We start from the raw sequence: 19,895 nt of genomic DNA, 5'->3' as shown, positions 1-19,895 counted from the left end.
TGCACAACAACAAACGCCGACGGGCCTATGAAGACAAGAGACAAGATACTGCTCTCCAGCCTGGAGCTGTTCAACGAGCGAGGTGAGCGCAATATCACCACCAACCATATTGCTGCGCACCTGGCTATTTCGCCGGGCAACCTTTATTACCACTTCCGCAACAAGTCGGACATCATTTACGAGATCTTCCTGGAATACGAAAAGCTGGTGGATTTCTATCTGGATATTCCGGAAGACCGGGCCATGACGCTCGAGGATATGACTTTCTACCTGGAGTCGGTTTTCGACGGCCTCTGGAGTTACCGGTTTTTTCACCGGGACCTGGAGTACTTGCTGGATAGCGATCAGCGCCTGCGAAAGGACTACCGGGAGTTTACCAATCGATGTCTGGTGTCGATCAGTCGGATCTTCGAAAAGCTGGCAGAGGCCGGAATCATTGAGCCTCAGGAAGAAGATCTGCGGTCGGCCATGTCCCTGAACGTGTGGCTGGTGATCACTAACTGGATGGCATTCCTGAAAACGGCCCATGCGGAGGAGGAGTCGGCCAGCCTGACGCTCACTGAACTCAAACAGGGTATCTACCAGGTGCTGACCCTCGAGATTCCTTACCTGACCCCGGCCTACCGGGACCGGGTGATGGCGCTGAGGGAGAAATACCGGCCGGCACTTCACGACAGGGATGATCTGGGTGTGGACGAGGCACTGTGTAAGTGAAACCCGGAGGTCTGGTCAAAAAATGATCTGGCCTGGAACTTTTGTCGAATACCATACTCAAAGAAAAAGACGTTGGGAATTCGGACATTCCTTGCGTCTCCTGAGTGCGATCTCAGGTTTTAGCACGTCGCAAACCCTGACGTTTCACCGGTCTGCTTTCTGGCAGGCCGGTTTTTTTATGTCCTGTTTCAGGCCGTTACATCATCGGTGCCATTATCTTCCAGCCAGTCAGTCAGTGCCTCCTGGCATTCGTCGACGCCTCGTTTTGAGGTTGCCGAGAACATGATCAGGTGTTCCACACACTGAAACCCTGAAAGCTTTTTGGCGATGCCCATCATGCTGGTTTTGGCCTGGCCAAACTTCAGTTTGTCGGCCTTGGTGGCCAGAATCATCAGCGGAAGGTTGTTATGCTCGCACCATTCCACCATCATTTGGTCAAAATCGGTCAGCGGGTGGCGGATGTCCATCACCAAAACCAGCCCACGCAGGCAGCGACGGTCGTTCAGGTAGTGCCCCAGATGCTGTTGCCAGTCATCCTTCATGTCTCTGGAGACCTTGGCATAACCATACCCGGGCAGGTCCACCAGGCGGCACTGCTCCCGGTTGAGGGAGAAGAAGTTGATCAGGCGGGTGCGGCCAGGGGTTTTGCTGGTTCTCGCCAGTTTGCCGTTTACTGTAATGGCGTTGAGTGCGCTGGATTTGCCGGCGTTGGAACGGCCGGCGAAGGCGACTTCCGCACCGATATCCGGTGGGCACTCATCCAGACGGGAGGCGCTGATCAGGAAACGGGCGCTGTTAAAAGAGACGGTTTTTTGAGTCAGATCAGGGTCCACAGTGGTTGGCTTTCCTTTGCATTTCAGTTATCAGGGATTAATGTATAATGCTACACCAATTCCGGGCGGCGCGCTGTGCGTGACCGCTGGCAGCCCCGGTTTTGAGCCTGAGTGCTCAGCGCCTGCTGGCTGCATAGCGAAGAATACCCTTAAAAAGATGAGAGAAGCGGAGCGGGCATGAAAAAACTGATCGCAGGAGTTGTTCTTGGCGTTGGCCTCGTAGCGATGGCGCACGGGGCAGGAGATTCTCAGGCAGGCGAACAAAACGCAGCGGTATGTGCTGGCTGTCATGGCCAGGGCGGTGCCAAACCGATAATGGGTGTTTACCCGAAGCTGTCTGGTCTGGGCGAAAAGTACCTGTATAACCAGTTGGTGGCTATCAAGGAAGGCGAGAGGGTCATTCCTGAGATGACCGGTCTGCTGGGCAGCATGTCCGATCAGGATCTGCAGGACCTGGCGGCGTACTTTAACGAACAGGACATGGTTGTCAGCCAGGCGGACCCCAAGCTGGCTGACAAGGGGGCGGCACTATACCGCGGCGGTAACATGGCCACGGGTGTGCCGGCCTGTGCCGGTTGTCATAATCCTCGGGGCAACGGCAACGAGCCGGCCGGTTATCCGGCTCTGGGTGGCCAGAACGCTGAGTACGTGACGAAGCAGCTCAAGGCCTACCGTGAAGGTGCCCGCAGCACCGGTGCCAATGCGGCCATTATGATGGATGTAGCGTCAAAGCTGACTGATGCTGAAATCGAAGCGGTCTCCAGCTACATTTCCGGTCTTAACTGATCTGTTGGGTTTGCGACAAAAAACCCCGCCTCGTGCGGGGTTTTTTGTCCCTTTCGATTTCGTAACCGCGGGCGTGTGGAACTTATCAGGTTCGCTGGGTCATAATTCTTTTATTGGCGACATTCAAATAACCGGAGATTCCCCATGTTTCGATCTTTCAGAGCGGTTTTCCTGCTGCTATTGGCTATGTCTGTCCCTGGCCTCGCCAGTGCCGCAGAGTGGAAGGAGGGTACGCATTACGAGCGCCTGGATACGCCTGTGGCTACAAACAGTCAGTCAGGGGTCGAGGTGGCGGAGGTGTTCTGGTACGGCTGTCCGCACTGCTACAACTTCAAGCCGCTGATTGAGAACTGGGAGGCCAATGCACCGGAATACGTCAATTTTGTCAAAATTCCGGCCGCCCTCGGACGGAACTGGGAACCCCACGCCTATGCGTTTTATGCCCTGCAGGCCATGGGGGAGCTGGACAAGGTGCACGATGCCCTGTTTGATGCCCTCGCCGGCGAGCGCCGTCCGCTGAATACCCCGGAAGCCCTGGCTGATTTTGTCGCAGGGTACGGTGTGGATCGGGACGAGTTTCTTGCCAATTACAAAAGCTTTGGCGTGAATGCGCTGATGCAGAAGGCCCAGGCCAAAATCCGTGGTGCGCGGGTTACCGGAACACCGACTATGCTGGTAAATGGCAAGTACAGGGTCACTGCGTCCATGGCTGGCAGCCATGAAGCTGTTCTGGAAGTGCTGGACTACCTTGTTGCCAAAGAGCACGACAACGCCGAATAGGTGTCTCATTATTGAGAGTTGAGACTGAAGCCCGAATACCGGGAACAGCTGGCCGGTTGAGACCGCCATTATGTACAAGCATATCCGAAAGCAGTTGAATGGCATTCTGGGGCGGGCCGGCGGCCCCAGGGGTGCCTGCTCCGGAACCGAACATGTGCCGGAATTCGAACCACACCGACACATTCGCCTGCTGACGTTCAATATTCAGGTGGGTATCAATACCTCCTCTTATCGCCATTACCTCACACGGAGCTGGCAGCACTTCCTGCCTCACCGCAACCGTATCGGGAACCTGGATCACATTGCGTCGCTGTTGTGCAACTACGATGTGGTCGCCTTGCAGGAATGCGACGGTGGCAGTTTGCGCAGTGGCTACATCAATCAGGTGCAGTATCTGGCAGAGGCCGCGGGCATTCCCTACTGGTACCAGCAACTGAACCGCAATCTCGGCCAGATCGCCCAGCACAGTAATGGTCTGCTAAGCCGATACCGGCCGCTGGATGTGACCGAGCACAGGCTGCCGGGGCTGATTCCCGGCCGTGGGGCCATCATTGCCCGCTATGGAACCGAACATGACCCGCTGGTACTGGTGTTAATGCACCTTTCCCTGAGTAAGGCAGCCCAGCAGCGACAACTGGGTTATATCCGGGAGCTGATTGCGGACTACCAGCATGTGGTTCTGATGGGGGACATGAACGCCCACGCTGAACAGTTGCTGACCCAGACGCCTCTGAAAGAGACCAATCTGGTGCCTCTGCCGGATACCGCCCACAGTTTTCCCAGTTGGCGACCCGAGAAGGCCCTGGATCATATTCTGGTGAGCCCGTCCCTGGAAATCCGGCGCTCGGAGGTGGTGAGCTATCCGATGTCGGATCACCTGCCTATCGCCATGGACGTGGCGTTACCCGAGGGTTACCTGAAGAAGTTCTGAGCGGGGTTGGTCCACAAAAAAAGCCCGGCACATTGGCCGGGCTTTTCTGGATGCCGGATCAGGAGTTACTTGATCTTGGCTTCCTTGTACGCAACGTGCTTACGGACAACCGGATCGTACTTTTTGATCTCGATTTTTTCCGGCGTGTTACGCTTGTTCTTCTTGGTCGTGTAGAAGTGACCAGTGCCTGCTGAAGATACCAGCTTGATTTTCTCGCGCATGATGCGGCTCCTTAAAATTTCTCGCCGCGGGCGCGAAGATCGGCCAGCACAGCGTCAATGCCTTTTTTGTCGATGATGCGCATGCCCTTGGTGGATACGCGCAGCTTCACGAAGCGCTTCTCGGACTCAACCCAGAAACGATGGTTCTGCAGATTCGGCAGAAAACGACGACGAGTGTGGTTCATCGCGTGGGAAACGTTGTTACCGGACAGCGGACGCTTACCGGTAACCTGACAAACTCTGGACATACTTGCCTCCGACCTGAGCAATGGTCTCAAAAATACGAATTCGTTTTAAATGCGTCTCTGGTTGCTAAGGAGCCGTTACGCTCCCATTCGCGCCTCTAAACTGAACGCTGCTCGCCAGACGCCGCCAGAAAGGGACGCTTTTATACCAGAACTGACCCCCCAACGCAAAAAATTGTTGGGAATTTGGCCGGTTTTCCGGTATTCGCGCTCACTGTTCTTACATCAGCCCCCGTTCAGCCAGTGATATTACCTCACCGTGGCCAACAACCATATGGTCAAGAACCCTGATATCCACCAGGCCGAGGGCCTCCTTCAGGCGACGGGTCAGAGAAATGTCAGCCTGGCTGGGCTCTGCTACGCCGGATGGATGGTTGTGTGCGAAAATAACCGCCGCTGCGTTGTCCTCCAGGGCCTGTCGCACCACCTCTCTGGGATACACGGCAGCGCCGTCGATAGTGCCCCGGAACAGTTCCCGGTATTGGATGACCCGGTGCCGGTTATCCAGGAACAGACCGGCAAATACCTCGTGGGGGTAGGTGCCCAGGCGACTGGTCAGGAACCGGCGGGTGTCTTCCGGTGAGCGCAGGGGGTCCCCCTGGCGAAGTGGCTCGTCCATGACCCGGCGGGCCATTTCCATGGCAGCCTGAACCTGGGCGTATTTGGCGGTTCCCAGGCCTTTTACCTCACAGAACTGGCGGCGGGATGCGGCCAACAGGCCCCGAAGCCCGGAGAATTCATCAACAAGGTGGCGGGCCAGCGCCATAACCGGCATGCCGGTGGTCCCGGTGCGCAAAAAAATAGCGAGCAGTTCGGCGTCGGAGAGGGTTTGCGCGCCATGGGCGAGCAGACGTTCCCTCGGGCGTTCGTCCGTGGGCCAGGTGGGATCTGTCATAGGGGCTTCCTTGCGTTGGGTTTTGTGATCGGGTGCTTCCTGCACCGAGACGGCGGTCTCAGGGTTACAAAGGTTACTTTAAAAAGTAACAATCGGTAAACGTATGTTCATTGTCTGTGGGCTGTCGGTGCCGCCGGAGCATGCTATCTTAGTAAGCCTTTCTTTTTATGTGGAAACGGAGCCTCTATGGCCGCCAGACGAATCCTTCTGGGAGTGACCGGTGGTATTGCCGCCTACAAGAGTGCCGAACTGGTGCGCCTGTTCAGGAAAGCGGGCCATGAGGTCAGGGTGGTGATGACCCGCGGTGCGGAAGCCTTTGTAACACCGCTAACGTTCCAGGCGCTCAGTGGCGAGCCGGTGCGCACCTCCCTGCTGGATCCAGAGGCAGAAGCGGGCATGGGCCATATTGAGCTGGCCAAATGGGCCGATCAGGTGATCATCGCCCCGGCGTCCGCGGATTTCATTGCCCGGTTTGCCCAGGGTATGGCAGATGACCTGCTCACCACCGTGTGTTGCGCAACCGAGGCCCCCATCGCGGTGGTGCCGGCCATGAATCAGGCCATGTGGAGCAATACGCGTACCCAGAGAAATGTCCGGTTGCTCGAGGAGGACCCGCAGGTTGCATTGTGGGGGCCAGACCAGGGGGAACAAGCCTGTGGCGATACCGGTCCCGGGCGGATGCTGGAGCCGGAGGCTATCCTTGGTTTTTTGGATGCCGGTAACGGTACGGCACTGACCGGCAAGCGGGTGGTAATCACTGCAGGCCCCACTCGCGAACCCATTGATCCGGTCCGGTACATCAGTAACCACAGTTCCGGGAAAATGGGCTATGCCCTGGCCAACGCGGCCCGCGCGGCGGGTGCCCATGTGGTCCTGATCAGCGGTCCGGTCACCCTTCCGGCACCTGCCGGAGTTGAGGTGCGCCGTGTGTTAACGGCAGAGGATATGTTGCGGGAAGCCTCCGGGGCGGTGGATGAGGGGTGTGACCTGTTCATTGCCACCGCGGCGGTGGCCGACTACCGGCCGGAAAAGTGCGCCGGTGACAAGATCAAGAAATCCAGTGACACCATGTCGCTCTCGCTGGTGCGCAATCCCGATACCCTGGCGACGATTGCCGGGCGTACCGATGCGCCGTTTACCGTGGGCTTTGCCGCGGAAACAACCGATGTGGAACGCTACGCCACCGATAAAATGCAACGCAAAAAGCTCAATATGATCGTGGCCAATGATGTGGCGGCCCCCGGCCTGGGGTTCAACAGTGAGAATAATGCGGTCACCGTGTTCTGGCCCGACGGTCATGAGTCGATCGGGCCGGACAGCAAAACGAACATTGCCCGGCGTCTGGTGGCGATGATTGGCGACCATCTTAACCAACAGGATCCTTCATGAGCAGGAAAAATCTTCAGGTACGCATTCTGGACGATCGCATCGGCAACCAGATTCCCTTTCCAGAGTATGCAACCGCAGGCTCTGCAGGCCTTGATCTGCGTGCCTGTCTTGATAAACCGCTGACTCTGGAGCCCGGGGATACGCAACTGATAGGAACGGGGCTGTCCATTCATATCGCCGATCCGTCCCTGGCGGCAATGATCCTGCCGCGAAGCGGTCTTGGCCACAAGCACGGTATTGTTCTGGGCAACCTGGTAGGGCTGATTGACTCGGATTACCAGGGCGAGTTGATGGTCTCCTGCTGGAATCGTGGGCACAGTTGTTTCACCGTGGACGTGGGCGAGCGTCTGGCGCAACTGGTGCTCGTGCCAGTGGTTCAGGCGGATTTTGAGGTGGTCACCGAATTTGATGAAAGTGTGCGGGGTGAGGGCGGTTTTGGTTCCACCGGTACGCGGTGACAGGGAGGCCGGCCACGCAGAGTCAGGCGCCGGCGTCTATACTTTGCGGATAATGCCCTGTCCAGGACGAAAAAATCATAATTGCAGGATGGACTATGAAGCTGGGTAAGAAGAAGGCTACCGACGCGTCCGTTGATGAAAAGCCGGCAAGAAAAACGGAGAAAAAGGAGAAAGGCAAGGCTGCGGGGCCGAAACTCAAGCGGCTCAGTTCGGTGGCGGTGACGCAATCAGTTATCGTGGTTCTGGCGGGTGTGATCGCGGCGGCATTGGTTCATTTTCTGGTGGTCCAGCCCTCTGCCACGGATCGCTTTACCTCGCTGAAGACGCTGGAAGCCGACGGGGCAGCCCTGCGCCTGAATCAATACTTCGATCAGTTACAAAAGAGCGTTAATGGCCTCGCCACGCAACCGCATGTGATCCAGGCTGTCATTGGCAGAAACGAAATTGCCGAAACCGAAGTGGCGTTGGCGGATTCCCTGCCCGGAATCGAAGCCGTACATCTGTTTCCCTATCGCATGGTTCCCCGTACCGCAAACGGTGACGGGTTGCTGGGCTTTTCGGGCCTGGAACTTGCCCGGCGAGCCGAGACAGGCCAGAGGTTGTATCCGGATGCGTTCCCCCGGGATAACCGGTGGTTTGTTCAGATGGCGACACCGGTTCGTAACCCCAGGAGCAGTGCCATTGTCGGAAGCCTTCTGATGATCTTCGACATCGGCCAGATTCAGCCGTTGCTGACGGTGGTCAACTCAGATCTCGGTGGCAAGTTGGCCCTGATTCAGACAGTGTCCGGGGCATCCCGCACGCTGGTCAGTAACGGCAGTGGGTCCGGCAATAGCGAATCCCGTACGCTTATTAACCCGGACTGGACGGTGGCCTACACTCCGGCGAAAGCGCCGGCGGCTCCGGTCAGCAGCGTGATGATCGTAACGCTCGTGGGTGTCCCCGTGTTGCTTGCGGCCATAATTGTCTGGGTGCTGCTCGGTGGTGCCCAGAAGGGTCTGCGTCAGGATGTGACGGCCCTGATTCAGTGGGCCCACAAGGTGTTTGGCGGTGAGCGGGTCAAGCTCCCGGCATTTCGCTGGGACATGGTGGCGTCCACGGGTGAAGTGCTTTATCGGCTGTCCCAGGTTGTCGACAAACGGGTCGGAAAGGCCGGCGAAGCCGCGAAGCCCAAGCCCGCCAAAGCTGGAAAATCGGGCTCCGGAGCATCGCACAGTGCCGACGAGCCGTTGTTTCAGGACAAAGATATGCCGGATATCGATATGCTGGACGGCGATGAGGATGTTCTGGGCTTTGGCAGCGGCGACGATACCGCCTTTGGCTCTGACGACACCCCCGAAGTTGAGGAGGTGGCTCTGCCGCAGGTGGACATTTCCCGGGATATTTTCCGTGCCTACGACATACGGGGCATTGTCGGTGACACGCTGACGGCGGATATTGTCCAGGTCATTGGCCGTGCCATTGGTTCGCAAGCCCGGGAGCGTGGCGTCGGTAGCTTGTGTATCGGTTACGACGGCCGCCATTCAAGCCCGGATCTTGCCGATGCGCTTGCCCGGGGCGTCATGGCGGCTGGCTGCGACGTGATTCACGTGGGTGCCGTGCCTACTCCGGTGCTCTATTTTGCCACTCATGAGCTTCAGACCGGCTCGGGCGTGATGGTGACAGGAAGCCACAATCCGGCTAACTACAATGGCCTGAAAATCATGCTGGGCGGGGAAGCCCTGTCTGGTGAGGCGATACAAAAACTGTATCAGCGTATTCAGACCGGCGACTTCGCCAGCGGTCAGGGCAGCCAGTCCTCAGAGGATGTGCGTCGTGCCTACCTGGACCGGATTGTCGGTGACATCGCGGTGGCCGCGCCGCTCAAGGTGGTGGTGGATGCCGGTAACGGCATCGCCGGTGAGCTCGGGCCCATTCTGATTGAAGAGCTGGGCTGCGAGGTGGTTCCGCTGTATTGCGATGTGGACGGGGACTTCCCGAATCACCATCCGGATCCCGGTAAGCCGGCGAACCTGGTGGATCTGATCGCCCGGGTGAAATCGGAAGGGGCCGATATCGGGCTGGCCTTCGACGGTGATGGCGACCGTATCGGTGTGGTGACCAATTCCGGCAAGATCATCTGGCCGGACCGCCTGATGATGCTGTTTGCCCGGGATGTGGTGTCCCGGAATCCCGGTGCCGACGTGCTCTATGACGTGAAGTGCAGCCGCAGGCTGGCGGGTGTGATTTCCGAAGCCGGCGGCCGGCCGATCATGTGGAAATCCGGCCATTCGCTGATGAAAGCCAAAATGAAAGAGACCGGTGCCCTGCTGGCCGGTGAAATGAGCGGCCATATCTTCTTCGGGGAACGCTGGTACGGTTTCGATGACGGCCTCTACTCGGCCGCTCGCCTGCTTGAAATTCTGGGTATCGAAGACCGTCACAGTGATGAAGTCTTCGAGGAATTTCCGGAAGATGTCAGTACCCCCGAGCTGAATGTCGAGGTGACGGAGAGCACCAAGTTCGAGATTATTGCGCGTCTCGGTGAAGCGGGAGACTTTGGTGACGGCAACATCAGTACCATTGACGGCATTCGGGTGGATTACGCCGACGGCTGGGGCTTGTGCCGGGCATCGAATACCACGCCGGTTCTGGTCCTGCGCTTTGAGGCAGAGACCGAGGACGCCCTCGAACGCATCAAGGCTGTCTTCCGGGAACAGCTGCGGAAGGCGGCGCCGGATCTGGTGGCAGACTTCTGAACAACTGCCCCGGCGGGTTTTCGCAGGTCATTTTAACTCAGGATTAGCAAGGCATACACATGACGCTGGATCGTGAAACAGCAATGCAGGTGGCTTCGGTACTCAGCCGGGGCTTGCCCTATATTCAAAGATTTACCGGCAAGACCGTTGTTATCAAGTACGGCGGCAACGCCATGGAGAACGAGGACCTGAAGAGCAGCTTCGCCCGTGACGTGGTGCTGATGAAACTGGTGGGCATCAACCCGATAGTGGTTCACGGTGGCGGCCCCCAGATCGGGGAGCTGCTGGAGCGCCTGAATATTCAATCCCGGTTTGTCAACGGCATGCGGGTTACCGATGCTGAAACCATGGATGTGGTGGAAATGGTGCTCGGGGGGCAGGTGAACAAGGAAATTGTCTCGCTGATTAATGCTCAAGGTGGTACCGCATTGGGCCTCACCGGAAAGGATGCCAACCTGATCCGGGCGCGGAAGCTTGAAGTTGTTAACCGTTCTCCGGAACTGGAACGCCCGGAAATCATCGATATCGGTCATGTGGGCGAGGTTGCCAGTGTCAACGTGGATGTTATCGATATGCTCACCCGCAGCAATGTGATTCCGGTGATCGCGCCCATCGGGGTGGGGCCGGACGGTGCTTCCTACAACATTAACGCGGACCTGGTAGCCGGCAAGGTGGCGGAAGCCATGAAGGCCGAGAAGCTGATATTGCTTACCAATGTGTCCGGGCTGAAGAGCAAGGACGATAAGGTGCTGACCGGGCTGACGGCAAAACAGGTCAATGAGCTCATTGAGGATGGCACCATCCACGGGGGAATGCTGCCGAAGATCCGGTGTGCCCTGAGTGCGGTGGAGAATGGCGTGCGCACGGCCCATATTATCGACGGCAGGGTCGCCCATGCCTGCCTGCTGGAAATCTTCACCGATGAGGGTGTCGGCACCCTGATTTCCCGTAACTGACGGCACCCGGCAAGGAGTTCCCGGATGAGGCGCCTGTTAACGACGCTGGTAATACTGGTCCTGGTCGGCTTTGCCGCGTTCAAGGCGGGCGTCTGGTGGCTGGCAGACCAGCGCATGGCGGACGCACGGCAGGCGCTGGAGCAATACGGCGTACTGCACCGGGGCGGTATCAGTTCCGGTATTGAGGGGCGCCTGGTTCTCAATGGCGCCAGCTGGCAGGATTTTGAACTGACCCAGCCCCTGAACATAGCCCGTGCTGAGTTTGATGCCGGCTCTCCGGTCAACCTGCTGACTGGCCTCGCCGACCCCTCCCGAATGCTGCCGCAGTGGTCTGTGAGACTGGATGGTCTGAGTCTGACCCTGGACCCCACCATGTTGCGCAGCTGGGTGACTGCGGAGGGTGTGAACAGCGAAGGCGAGCAGGCCCTGTTTGTTCTCTCCTGTGCTCCGGATCCCCGTCAGCAGCTTGGAAGCGGGGATCTGATCCGGATGGGGATTACCGGCCTGGCTGGCGAAGCCTTTCTGCAACAGGATCCCGACCGTATCCATGCCGAGCTTAATACCATCAGCACTGGTAGCCTGGAACTGGACTGGCCAGAGGCCAGAGTCCGTTTGCAGGACGGAGAAGTCACGGTATCAAGCGGCACGGAGCCTCTGCAGCTGACCCTGCGGGATGCTGGCCTGATGCGCCGCATCGCCGCCTATTGCGCCCGTGAGGCAGGCGTTAAGCCCGATGAATGGGCCAGGCGTTCACTGGACGCCCTTGTAGCGGGGCTGGAAGCCCGGGGGCTGGAGCCAAGTGGTCAGTTGAAGGCACTGTATCGGCAGTGGTTACTGGAAGGTGGTGAGCTTACGGTGAGTCTCCGGCCCGGCGACGCCTTGTTCGGTATCCCGGTCAGAACTGAAGAGGTGGAGCAGACCGGTCGTGGCTGGCCAGTGCGCTATAATGGCGCGGGGGTCCCTGATGTCTATCTCACGGAAACCCAACCAGTGATGGCGGAAACGTCAGACGTCGCCGTAGCACCTGTCGTGCCGCGGGAAAACACCGGCGTCGAAGGCTGGTATGTGGCTGATATGGCCAATGCGGACCAGTGGATTGATCATAAGGTCAGGGTGACGCTCTCCAACGACAAGGTTGTGGACGGCCGTCTGGTAAGTGTCAGCGAAAAGGAACTTGAGGTGGCCCGGCTGGTTGCGGGCGGAGAAGTCGCCTACCCGATGCTGATCCGGGTCATTACCAACTTTGAAGTGTGGCGGCGCGGCCGTGCACAATGAGTCCATTGGGAATCTGAGAGGAAACTATGTCGCAGTCCGATAGCAATACCTCAGCGGTGCCGGGCATTCGTGACATGCTTGCCCGCCTGGTATCCCTGCCGTCCATCAGCAGTGCCTCAGCGGAGTGGGATCACAGCAACGAACCGGTGGTACGAACCCTGGCTGAGTGGCTGGAAGCTCTTGGGTTTTCCGTGGAGATCCTGCCAGTGCCGGGCACGCCCGGCAAGTTCAACCTGATTGCAACTCTGGGCAGTGGCCCGGGTGGTCTGGTGCTGTCCGGGCACACGGATACGGTGCCCTTCGACGACAAGCGTTGGCAGAGTGATCCCTTCACCCTGACCGAGCGGGACAATCGCTGGTACGGCCTGGGGACCTGTGACATGAAAGGCTTCTTTCCGCTGGCAATCGAAGCAGCCCGGGCCTTTGCCGCTGAGGACCTGAAGCAGCCGCTGATCATTCTGGCGACCGCCGACGAGGAAAGCTCCATGAACGGTGCCCGGGCCCTGGCAGAAGCCGGCAAGCCCAGGGCCCGCTACGCGGTCATCGGCGAACCCACCAGCCTGAGGCCTGTGCGCATGCACAAGGGCATCATGATGGAGCGCCTGAAGTTTGAGGGCCAGTCCGGCCACTCCTCGAATCCGGCCCTGGGCCGAAATGCCCTGGAAGGGATGCACGAAGCCATGACCGAGCTGCTGGCTCTCCGGTCAACATGGCAGGCACAGTACCGGAACCCCAACTTCGAGGTTCAGGTGCCGACTCTGAACCTCGGCTGCATCCACGGCGGTGATAACCCCAACCGCATCTGCGCCCAGTGCGAGCTGCATTTTGATCTGCGTCCGCTGCCGGGCATGAATATGGAAACCCTGCGCCAGGCAATCCTCAGCAAGGTCCAGCCGGTGGCCGAACGCCGTGAATTGTCCATGGTGTTCGAACCCCTGTTCGACGGTGTCCCCCCCGTTTGAGACCCCTGCCGATGCCGCCCTGGTCAAAGCCTGCGAGCAGTTGACCGGCCACACGGCCCATGCCGTTGCCTTTGCCACCGAAGCCCCCTGGCTGCAGAAACTGGGCCTGGAAACCCTGGTTATGGGGCCTGGTTCCATCGATCAGGCGCACCAGCCAGACGAATATATCGAGCTTTCCCAGCTGGCGCCGACGGTGAGAGTACTACAAGGGCTTATCCGGCAGTTTTGCCTTTAGCCCGGAGTCCGGGTCAAATAGGGGGCTGAACACTGTCGGGGGCCCGCTCCAAAACACGCCCGTGAATACGTCCCTGTAGGGCTCGGTCGCGCCATCCCTGGCGCTCCACGGTTCTGGAGCGGGCCCCCGACAGTGTTCGTCAGACTGATCTGCAGGCCGCCCAAAGAAAACGATTGGAGTACTCGCATTGAAATCAAACGACTGGCTGCATGGATTCCGCCACTCATCCCCCCTACATCAATGCTCATCGCGGCCACACGGTGGTGCTGACCATTCCCGGGGATGCCATTGCGCATGAGAATTTCATCAACATTGTTCATGACATCGCTTTGCTGAGCAGCCTCGGCGTTCGGCTGGTCGTTGCCTTCGGCGCCCGTCCGCAGATCCAGGCGCGCCTGGATGGTGCCGGTGTGGAGTCGTCGTTTGCCCGGAGTCTGCGGATTACGCCCGAGAATCATCTGGGCATGGTGATGGAGGCGATCGGTGGCCTGAGGGCCTATCTGGAGAGCCACTTGTCCATGGGGCTGGTGAATTCCCCCATGCATAATGCCCGCATCCGGGTTTCCAGTGGCAATTATGTGGCCGCCAAGCCGGTGGGCGTGCTGGACGGTATTGATTTCGGCCATACCGGCAGGGTTCGCCGGGTCGATGTCGCCGGTATCGAGAAATTGCTGGAGCTGGGGCACATTGTGCTGTTACCGCCGATGGGCTACTCGCCCACCGGGGACACCTTCAACCTCTCCTACGAGGATGTTGGCAGCCAGGTGGCGGCCGCGCTGCAGGCCGAGAAACTGATTGTGTTTATTGATGATCCCGGCTTGCAGGAAGAGGATGGCACCCTGATTCGGGAGCTGTCGGCGCGCCAGGCGTCCGAGCGGCTTGCTGCCGGTGCCGTGACCGGTCACGATGCCGACCTGCTCAGAGCCGCCTGTGATGCCTGTGTGAAGGGCGTGCGACGGGCGCACATTATCAGTTATGTGGACGACGGCGCGCTGCTGGAGGAACTGTTTACCCGGGACGGTTCCGGCACCCTGGTCAGTGGTGATCACTATGAGCAGTTCCGCCAGGCCAGGGTGGAAGACATTGGCGGCATTCTGGAGCTGATCCAGCCGCTGGAAGAACAGGGCATTCTGGTGCGCCGCTCCCGGGAAATGCTGGAAACCGAAATCGACCGGTTTGTGGTGGCCGAGCGCGACGGCACTATCGTGGGCTGTGCTGCCCTCTATAGTTACCCGGATGAGGGCGCCGGTGAGTTGTCCTGCTTTGCGGTAGATCCGACCTACCGCCGGGCCGGGCGGGGCGATGAGATTCTGGCGATGGTTGAGAAACTGGCCAGGGGCCAGGGTATCCGGAAGCTGTTTGTACTCACCACCCAGACCGAGCACTGGTTCCGGGAACGTGGCTTCCAGCCGTCAACCGTGCAGGCGTTGCCCGGGCCCAAGCTGGCTTCCTACAACACCCAGCGGAACTCAAAGGTGTTCTTTAAACCGCTCTGACAAGTCAGTGAGCAGTTCTGACCGTTGAGGCTCGGGTTTCTGTGATAATTCGTCGACTGCGCGGTAGAAACCGGCGAAGTCGTAGCCGGTTTCCCGGAGCAGCTGGCGGAACGCCGGCACATGCTGGTTGTACTGCCGGAACAGAGCGAGGTTGGCATTGTTAAGGGTCACCGGCGCCGGGCCGAATGGACCTGGTTCCGGCCAGTCTTCTGAGATCTGTTGGTAGGCCTGCGCCAGTTGCTCCAGCAAGTCTGCCTTACGGGCCCGTAGCTGGTCATCGGGCACACTTCCCTGCTGTTCGTAGAGCGCTTGCAGTCGGCTACTGAAGGCCTGAACCAGGGCCAGGGTCTGGTTCCGGTGCGAAAGGCGCTCCAGCGCCTGCCGGAATTGGGCGGGTTTGCCCTGTTCGGACAACCAGAGTCTCAGCCCTTCCAGTTCCACGGCAGTGGCGAAGCTTTCGTTAAAGGCCGTGTCACCGGGGATGTACACCACCCGGTGGGCCATTTCATGAAACATCAGGGCGACCATCCGATCCTCCGGTAAATGGGTAAAGCCCGTGTGGAGGGGGTCATCGAACCAGCCCAGGGTGGAATAGGCGGTTACCCCGCCGATGAAGGTGTCGAAACCCCGGGCGTGGAACAGGACCTGCTCCTGTTGCGCATCTTTCAGGCGGAAATACCCCCGGTAGGCCTGGCAGCCGAGGATCGGGTAACACCAGCTATGGGGCTCCAGCGAGAACTCCGGCGCGGCCACGAGGTTGACCACCACCCAGGAGCGTTCAAGGTCCACGTATTCACGGAACGCATCCCCGACAGGCAGGGCAAGCCGCTGGGCAGCAAATTCCCGGGCCTGCCGGGAGACGGCGAGTTTGTCCCGGAGCCCTGCCGGAGTGCTGTCGTCAGCGATAACCGCTTCCACCGGTTCCCCTGAGACCATCAGGGAAATATGACCACTGACCGCCTGGGAATAGTAGCCAATGGCCGTACACCCGTTAAGCAGTGTTACCAGTAGCAAAAGTGGATAGATCTGACTAAGCTGTTTCATGGGTCAGGATGTTATAGTGTGTTGGTTTGCCTGTGGGGGCCAGGTCGCTATAGTACTGTCAGGGTTCCCATAGTAGCAGGTGGCATCCGCCGCCGTTTCAGGGACGTGAGTCGGTGTCGGACCGTGGGTCCGGCGATTACTCCGGCTTAGCGAGATATCAGGTAGTTCATGGATCCAAGAGAACGTCGTAGCAGCCCCCGCCAACCCATCAAGCTTGCTGCCCAGATTGATCTGGGAACCGGTGAGGCCTGGCCGTGTCAGATTTCAGATTTCTGTCCGGAAGGCCTGTTTGTTCGCTATTCCGACGAAACCTCTCGCAAGCTTGACCGGGCCTTTGCGTCCGGTACACCACTGGAGTTGATCGTGCGTTTCCGCGGCCTGGATGGTGCTCGCCGCCATGAGCTGCACGTCGCCATCGTCCGGCGTATTGATGGGGCGATGGGGGTGAACTTTACCCGGCCAAACCCGGAAGCCGTGGATGCCATGCTGCAGCAATGCGGCAGCTCCCGGAATCAGGACCGCTCCTCCCTGCATGCCCCCAGTGACAGGGTCCAGTTTGTTTTGCACCAGTCTGCCAAAGCGGTCATTCAGTTTATTGAGCCGCTGATGGATGCCTGTTTTGTGCAAATGGTCGCGGGGCTCAGGCAGGCTGCCCGGAAAGCCCCGAATGATCAGCAGGCCAATGAATACATGGACGCATCGGGCCAGATCCAGGCCCGTCAGCGCGTCATGTGGCACCAGATGGCGCGTAGCCTGGAATCTCCCCTCAAACCGGCGCCCAGAGGCTTTCCCGGTTCAGAACTGTCAGTGGTAGACAAGGGCGAATTCGAGGACTGGCTGACCATCCGGGTGATGGTCACCAAGGCGGATACCCAGTATCGGGGCGAGCTGCTCCAGCTGAAGCTGCGCCTCGACAACCTGGGTATTGCCAACGCCACCGGGCATCACAACCCCCTCGGGCCGTCACTGGTTTGTGAGGCTTTCCATAGTGGGCTGAACCAGCTCAAGGCCTCCCGTGAGGTAGAAAAAGTCTGCCTGCGGGTTTTTGAACAGGCTGTTCTGCAACAGCTGGGGCCTCTTTACAAGGAACTGAACAATATCCTGATTCGTCACGGAGTCCTGCCGGATCTGGATCTGAGCAAGTACTTGAGCGAACAGGGCGGTGTTAAGTCCGATGAAAAACCGGCGCAGGCCAGGCCGGCACCGCCGCGTGCGGAAGAAAAACCGGCCACTGCCCCGGAGCCGGAACCGGAAAAGGCCGCTGCCTCCGAAAACGCTGCCCGCCGCAAACCCGGTATGCCCGGTGGCGACTTCCGGGGCTACGCCCAGGCGGCGCAAACCGCCTTCGCGACCGTACGGAACCTGCTCAATACGCTGACCGCAAGCCGTGTGGCGCGGGGTGATCCGGAACCTGTGCCATTCCAGCCCAACGCCCGCCCGCTATCGTCCGGAGAACTGCAGCGTGAACTGCAGCAACTGCAGGCACAGCCGCTGGATTCCGGGGACGATATGGCGCCGCTCAGGGAGCGGGTTGTCGAGAAGGTCAGGGAAAGTGGTGATAACCGGCTGAACGAGGAGCAGCAGGGCACACTGGATGTGGTTGACCGGTTTTTCCGTTCAGTGGTGGAAAGCCCCAAACTCAGTGACTATGCCCAGCAGCGTATGCGGCAACTGGAAGTGCCGGTGCTCAAGGTGGTCATGCGGGATCCCGCGTTTTTCGACGACCAGGACAGCCCCGTTCGTGGCGTAATGAATCGTCTGGCCCAGTTGGGGGTCAAGGGGGGGCGGATTAATCCCGTGGTCCAGCGTCGGGTGGATGAGCTTGTTCACCGCATTACCACCGATTTCGAGCAGGACACCGGAGTGTTCGAGCAAACCGTTCAGGAGCTGGATACCCTGATTGACCGCCAGAATCTGGTGTATCGCAGAAATGTCGAGCGGGTGACAGCCGCCGCAGAGGGCGCCCAGAAGGTTGCCGAATCAAAGAAGGCCGTGACCGATGTCCTGAATCAGAAGCTGGGTGGGCGCAAGGTGCCGAAGGCTGTGCTGAGTCTGCTGGACGGTGGCTGGCGGGATTTGCTCTCGCTGACCTGGATTCGTCAGGGCCCGGACAGCCAGCTGTGGCAGGATTACCTGGCAGTGATCGATTCCCTGCTTTCGTTTGCCGCCGATCCCAACAGCGCCATCAATCTGCCAGAGCTGTTGCGGGTGATCCAGGACGGTCTCGCCTCCATTTCCAGCAATCACATGCCGTCCTCCCAGATCCGGGACGAGCTCAAGCAGTTTCTGGTTCGCAGCCCGGATAAATCGCCCGAGCTGGTGGAGATCCCGCCGGCAAAGCCGGACCAGAGCGATACCAGGAAATTATCTGACCGCGAACAACGCAGCCTGCAGCGCTGGATCAACCGTGCCCAGCAACTGCGCACAGGGGACTGGCTCCGGGATCAGGAAAAACCGGAGGAACCGCAGTATATCCGGCTGGTCTGGATTGCCCGCGGATTCAGTCGTTTTGTGTTTGTGAATCACCAGGGTATGCGGGTGGTGGAACTGGAGCTTGACGCTTTGGCCCGGCATATGCGCAAAGGCATCATTGTGCCGGACAGCCAGTATGAGCGGCCCCTGGTGGATGAGACTATCGACCGGATGGTGCGCAAGGTTTATGACCAGCTGTCATGGGCCTCCACCCACGATGAGCTGACGAGGCTTCTGGGCCGCCGTGAATTCGAACGCATGCTGGATCAGCAGCTGGCCAGAAGGGAAGATGAGCGGTCCCTGGTGCGGCTGGATCTTCGCCGTTTCCGTCTGCTTAACGACACGGCGGGCTACCAGGCCGGTGATGAAACCCTGAAACGGGTCGCTGACCTTCTTCGCAGCCATGTGGGCGACGGCATGCCCGTGGCCCGGCTTGCAGGGAACGAGTTTGCCATGCTGGTGCCCTCGGAAAGTGCCAGCGAGGCGGCGGAAAACCTCATTCAGGCTATCGAGGAAGCCGAGTTTACCTTCGGCGGCCGGGTTTACCGGCTTTCCGCCAATATCGGTGTGGTGCCTACGCTGCCGGCGCTGGTGAGTGCCGAACGCTGGTTACGGGCCTCGGAACAGGCGTTGGCCGGGTCCCGGCAGCAGGGCCATGGCAAGGTTTCGGAATATGCCCTGGGCGCCGAAGACCAGGCCCGCCAGGAGCAGATTGCCGCCAAGGTGGCCAGCCTCAGTAATCTGAATGAAGAGCGCATGCTGTTGCGATGCCAGAAAATCATACCCCTGCACGCTAATGCATCCATGGCGGCCCAGTACGAAGTGCTGATCAGCATGTACGATGACGAGGGCAACCTGATTACCGGCCGGGACTTTGTCCGTATGGCCGAGCGTTACGACCGCATGCAGGCGGTGGACCGCTGGGTAGTCGGACACATGCTCGACTGGCTCAGGGAGAAGGCCCCGGACCCGCGGCATTTTGGCGGTGTGTGTATCAACCTTTCCGGCTACTCCCTGAATGATCAGACACTGCTGGAGTTTATCTATGAGAAGCTGAGCGAGAAGGATGCTCCTATCGAGCGGCTCTGGTTTGAGCTCACCGAGGCCTCCGCCATTAACGATGTCCAGTCGGTGGCGGATTTCATCCTGGAAATGAAGGAACTCGGATGCCGGTTCTGCCTCGGTAACTTTGGCAGTGGCCCCAGTTCCTTCGAGTTCATGCGTTCATTGCCGGTGGATTTGATCAAGATTGACAATGCCTTTACCGGCCAGCTGTCGACCAGCGAAACCGACCGCGCGATGGTACGCTCTATGGTGGATATGGCCCATTACATGAAGCGGGAGGTGATCGCTTCCCGGGTCGAATCGCGGGATGTACTGGATATGCTCCGTCAGTTGGGTGTGGATTACGCCCAGGGCTTTGTGGTCGAAAAGCCCCGTTTGCTCGACAGCCTCACCTGATTCC

At 59.1% G+C, this 19,895-nt stretch carries 15 protein-coding genes and 2 pseudogenes; 12 read left to right on the top strand and 5 right to left on the bottom strand.

Going from position 1 to position 19,895, the window contains the following annotated elements:
• The first annotated feature begins 27 nt into the window (after positions 1-27).
• Positions 28-714 (top strand): TetR/AcrR family transcriptional regulator, encoded by a 687-nt coding sequence (locus tag NLK58_RS11290; protein WP_117618637.1) that lies wholly within the window; start codon positions 28-30, stop codon positions 712-714.
• A gap of 188 nt (positions 715-902) precedes the next feature.
• Here the strand turns inward: NLK58_RS11290 and yihA are convergent, their stop codons facing one another.
• Positions 903-1,547 (bottom strand): ribosome biogenesis GTP-binding protein YihA/YsxC, encoded by a 645-nt coding sequence (gene yihA, locus NLK58_RS11285; RefSeq protein WP_341580780.1) that lies wholly within the window; start codon positions 1,545-1,547, stop codon positions 903-905.
• Between the two features lie 177 nt (positions 1,548-1,724).
• Between yihA and NLK58_RS11280 the strand changes: the two genes are divergently transcribed.
• The 3 genes from NLK58_RS11280 (at position 1,725) to NLK58_RS11270 (ending at position 4,044) form a co-directional block, all read left to right on the top strand.
• On the top strand, positions 1,725-2,333 hold the full coding sequence (locus NLK58_RS11280) for a c-type cytochrome (RefSeq protein WP_341580779.1): 609 nt from the start codon (positions 1,725-1,727) through the stop codon (positions 2,331-2,333).
• Positions 2,334-2,477: 144 nt separating this feature from the next.
• Positions 2,478-3,113, top strand: a complete 636-nt coding sequence (locus tag NLK58_RS11275; protein ID WP_117618634.1) for a thiol:disulfide interchange protein DsbA/DsbL — start codon at positions 2,478-2,480, stop codon at positions 3,111-3,113.
• 70 nt (positions 3,114-3,183) lie between these two features.
• Entirely contained in the window at positions 3,184-4,044 is an 861-nt protein-coding gene (locus tag NLK58_RS11270) for an endonuclease/exonuclease/phosphatase family protein (protein ID WP_117618633.1), read from the top strand.
• 65 nt (positions 4,045-4,109) lie between these two features.
• On the opposite strand, the gene rpmG is transcribed toward NLK58_RS11270, so the two are convergent.
• From rpmG to radC, 3 genes are all read right to left on the bottom strand, one after another.
• A complete protein-coding gene (rpmG, locus tag NLK58_RS11265; protein WP_008173465.1) occupies positions 4,110-4,265 on the bottom strand; it encodes a 50S ribosomal protein L33 in 156 nt (51 codons plus the stop codon).
• Between the two features lie 11 nt (positions 4,266-4,276).
• Positions 4,277-4,513, bottom strand: a complete 237-nt coding sequence (gene rpmB, locus NLK58_RS11260) for a 50S ribosomal protein L28 (protein WP_091988362.1) — start codon at positions 4,511-4,513, stop codon at positions 4,277-4,279.
• Between the two features lie 217 nt (positions 4,514-4,730).
• A complete protein-coding gene (gene radC, locus NLK58_RS11255) occupies positions 4,731-5,405 on the bottom strand; it encodes a DNA repair protein RadC (protein WP_341580778.1) in 675 nt (224 codons plus the stop codon).
• 186 nt (positions 5,406-5,591) lie between these two features.
• Here radC and coaBC point away from each other — a divergent pair, with 186 nt between their 5' ends.
• From coaBC to argA, 7 genes and pseudogenes are all read left to right on the top strand, one after another.
• On the top strand, positions 5,592-6,794 hold the full coding sequence (coaBC, locus tag NLK58_RS11250; RefSeq protein ID WP_341580777.1) for a bifunctional phosphopantothenoylcysteine decarboxylase/phosphopantothenate--cysteine ligase CoaBC: 1,203 nt from the start codon (positions 5,592-5,594) through the stop codon (positions 6,792-6,794).
• Entirely contained in the window at positions 6,791-7,252 is a 462-nt protein-coding gene (dut, locus tag NLK58_RS11245; RefSeq protein ID WP_117618630.1) for a dUTP diphosphatase, read from the top strand. The genes coaBC and dut overlap by 4 nt, the downstream gene beginning before the upstream one ends.
• A 95-nt stretch (positions 7,253-7,347) precedes the next feature.
• Positions 7,348-9,990 (top strand): phosphomannomutase/phosphoglucomutase, encoded by a 2,643-nt coding sequence (locus tag NLK58_RS11240; protein WP_117618629.1) that lies wholly within the window; start codon positions 7,348-7,350, stop codon positions 9,988-9,990.
• 59 nt (positions 9,991-10,049) lie between these two features.
• Positions 10,050-10,946: an acetylglutamate kinase gene (argB, locus tag NLK58_RS11235; protein ID WP_117618628.1), complete on the top strand. Its 897-nt coding sequence runs from the start codon at positions 10,050-10,052 to the stop codon at positions 10,944-10,946.
• A gap of 24 nt (positions 10,947-10,970) precedes the next feature.
• Positions 10,971-12,221, top strand: coding sequence for an acetylornithine deacetylase (locus NLK58_RS11230; RefSeq protein WP_341580776.1), 1,251 nt, complete (start codon positions 10,971-10,973; stop codon positions 12,219-12,221).
• Positions 12,222-12,247: 26 nt separating this feature from the next.
• Positions 12,248-13,418 (top strand): annotated as a pseudogene (argE, locus tag NLK58_RS11225) (acetylornithine deacetylase).
• Between the two features lie 187 nt (positions 13,419-13,605).
• Positions 13,606-14,914, top strand: a pseudogene (gene argA, locus NLK58_RS11220) (amino-acid N-acetyltransferase).
• On the opposite strand, the gene NLK58_RS11215 reads toward argA, so the two are convergent.
• Positions 14,888-15,958 (bottom strand): aminopeptidase, encoded by a 1,071-nt coding sequence (locus NLK58_RS11215; protein WP_117618624.1) that lies wholly within the window; start codon positions 15,956-15,958, stop codon positions 14,888-14,890. The pseudogene argA and the gene NLK58_RS11215 sit on opposite strands and share 27 nt — an antisense overlap.
• A 168-nt stretch (positions 15,959-16,126) precedes the next feature.
• Here NLK58_RS11215 and NLK58_RS11210 point away from each other — a divergent pair, with 168 nt between their 5' ends.
• Positions 16,127-19,891 (top strand): DUF1631 family protein, encoded by a 3,765-nt coding sequence (locus tag NLK58_RS11210; protein WP_341580775.1) that lies wholly within the window; start codon positions 16,127-16,129, stop codon positions 19,889-19,891.
• Positions 19,892-19,895: the final 4 nt, after the last annotated feature.

It is taken from the genome of Marinobacter metalliresistant, from assembly GCF_038098645.1.
Taxonomy (GTDB): Bacteria; Pseudomonadota; Gammaproteobacteria; order Pseudomonadales; family Oleiphilaceae; genus Marinobacter; species Marinobacter metalliresistant.
The sequence above is the reverse complement of the archived record's forward strand: the minus strand, read 5'-3'. Positions and strand labels throughout refer to the sequence as shown.

Coding starts and splice junctions, on each gene's coding strand:
- NLK58_RS11210 (WP_341580775.1), top strand. CDS start 16,127: ATGGATCCAAGAGAACGTCGTAGCAGCCCCCGCCAACCCATCAAGCTT.
- NLK58_RS11290 (WP_117618637.1), top strand. CDS start 28: ATGAAGACAAGAGACAAGATACTGCTCTCCAGCCTGGAGCTGTTCAAC.
- coaBC (WP_341580777.1), top strand. CDS start 5,592: ATGGCCGCCAGACGAATCCTTCTGGGAGTGACCGGTGGTATTGCCGCC.
- dut (WP_117618630.1), top strand. CDS start 6,791: ATGAGCAGGAAAAATCTTCAGGTACGCATTCTGGACGATCGCATCGGC.
- argB (WP_117618628.1), top strand. CDS start 10,050: ATGACGCTGGATCGTGAAACAGCAATGCAGGTGGCTTCGGTACTCAGC.
- radC (WP_341580778.1), bottom strand. CDS start 5,405: ATGACAGATCCCACCTGGCCCACGGACGAACGCCCGAGGGAACGTCTG.
- rpmB (WP_091988362.1), bottom strand. CDS start 4,513: ATGTCCAGAGTTTGTCAGGTTACCGGTAAGCGTCCGCTGTCCGGTAAC.
- NLK58_RS11275 (WP_117618634.1), top strand. CDS start 2,478: ATGTTTCGATCTTTCAGAGCGGTTTTCCTGCTGCTATTGGCTATGTCT.
- NLK58_RS11280 (WP_341580779.1), top strand. CDS start 1,725: ATGAAAAAACTGATCGCAGGAGTTGTTCTTGGCGTTGGCCTCGTAGCG.
- NLK58_RS11270 (WP_117618633.1), top strand. CDS start 3,184: ATGTACAAGCATATCCGAAAGCAGTTGAATGGCATTCTGGGGCGGGCC.
- rpmG (WP_008173465.1), bottom strand. CDS start 4,265: ATGCGCGAGAAAATCAAGCTGGTATCTTCAGCAGGCACTGGTCACTTC.
- NLK58_RS11230 (WP_341580776.1), top strand. CDS start 10,971: ATGAGGCGCCTGTTAACGACGCTGGTAATACTGGTCCTGGTCGGCTTT.
- NLK58_RS11240 (WP_117618629.1), top strand. CDS start 7,348: ATGAAGCTGGGTAAGAAGAAGGCTACCGACGCGTCCGTTGATGAAAAG.
- NLK58_RS11215 (WP_117618624.1), bottom strand. CDS start 15,958: ATGAAACAGCTTAGTCAGATCTATCCACTTTTGCTACTGGTAACACTG.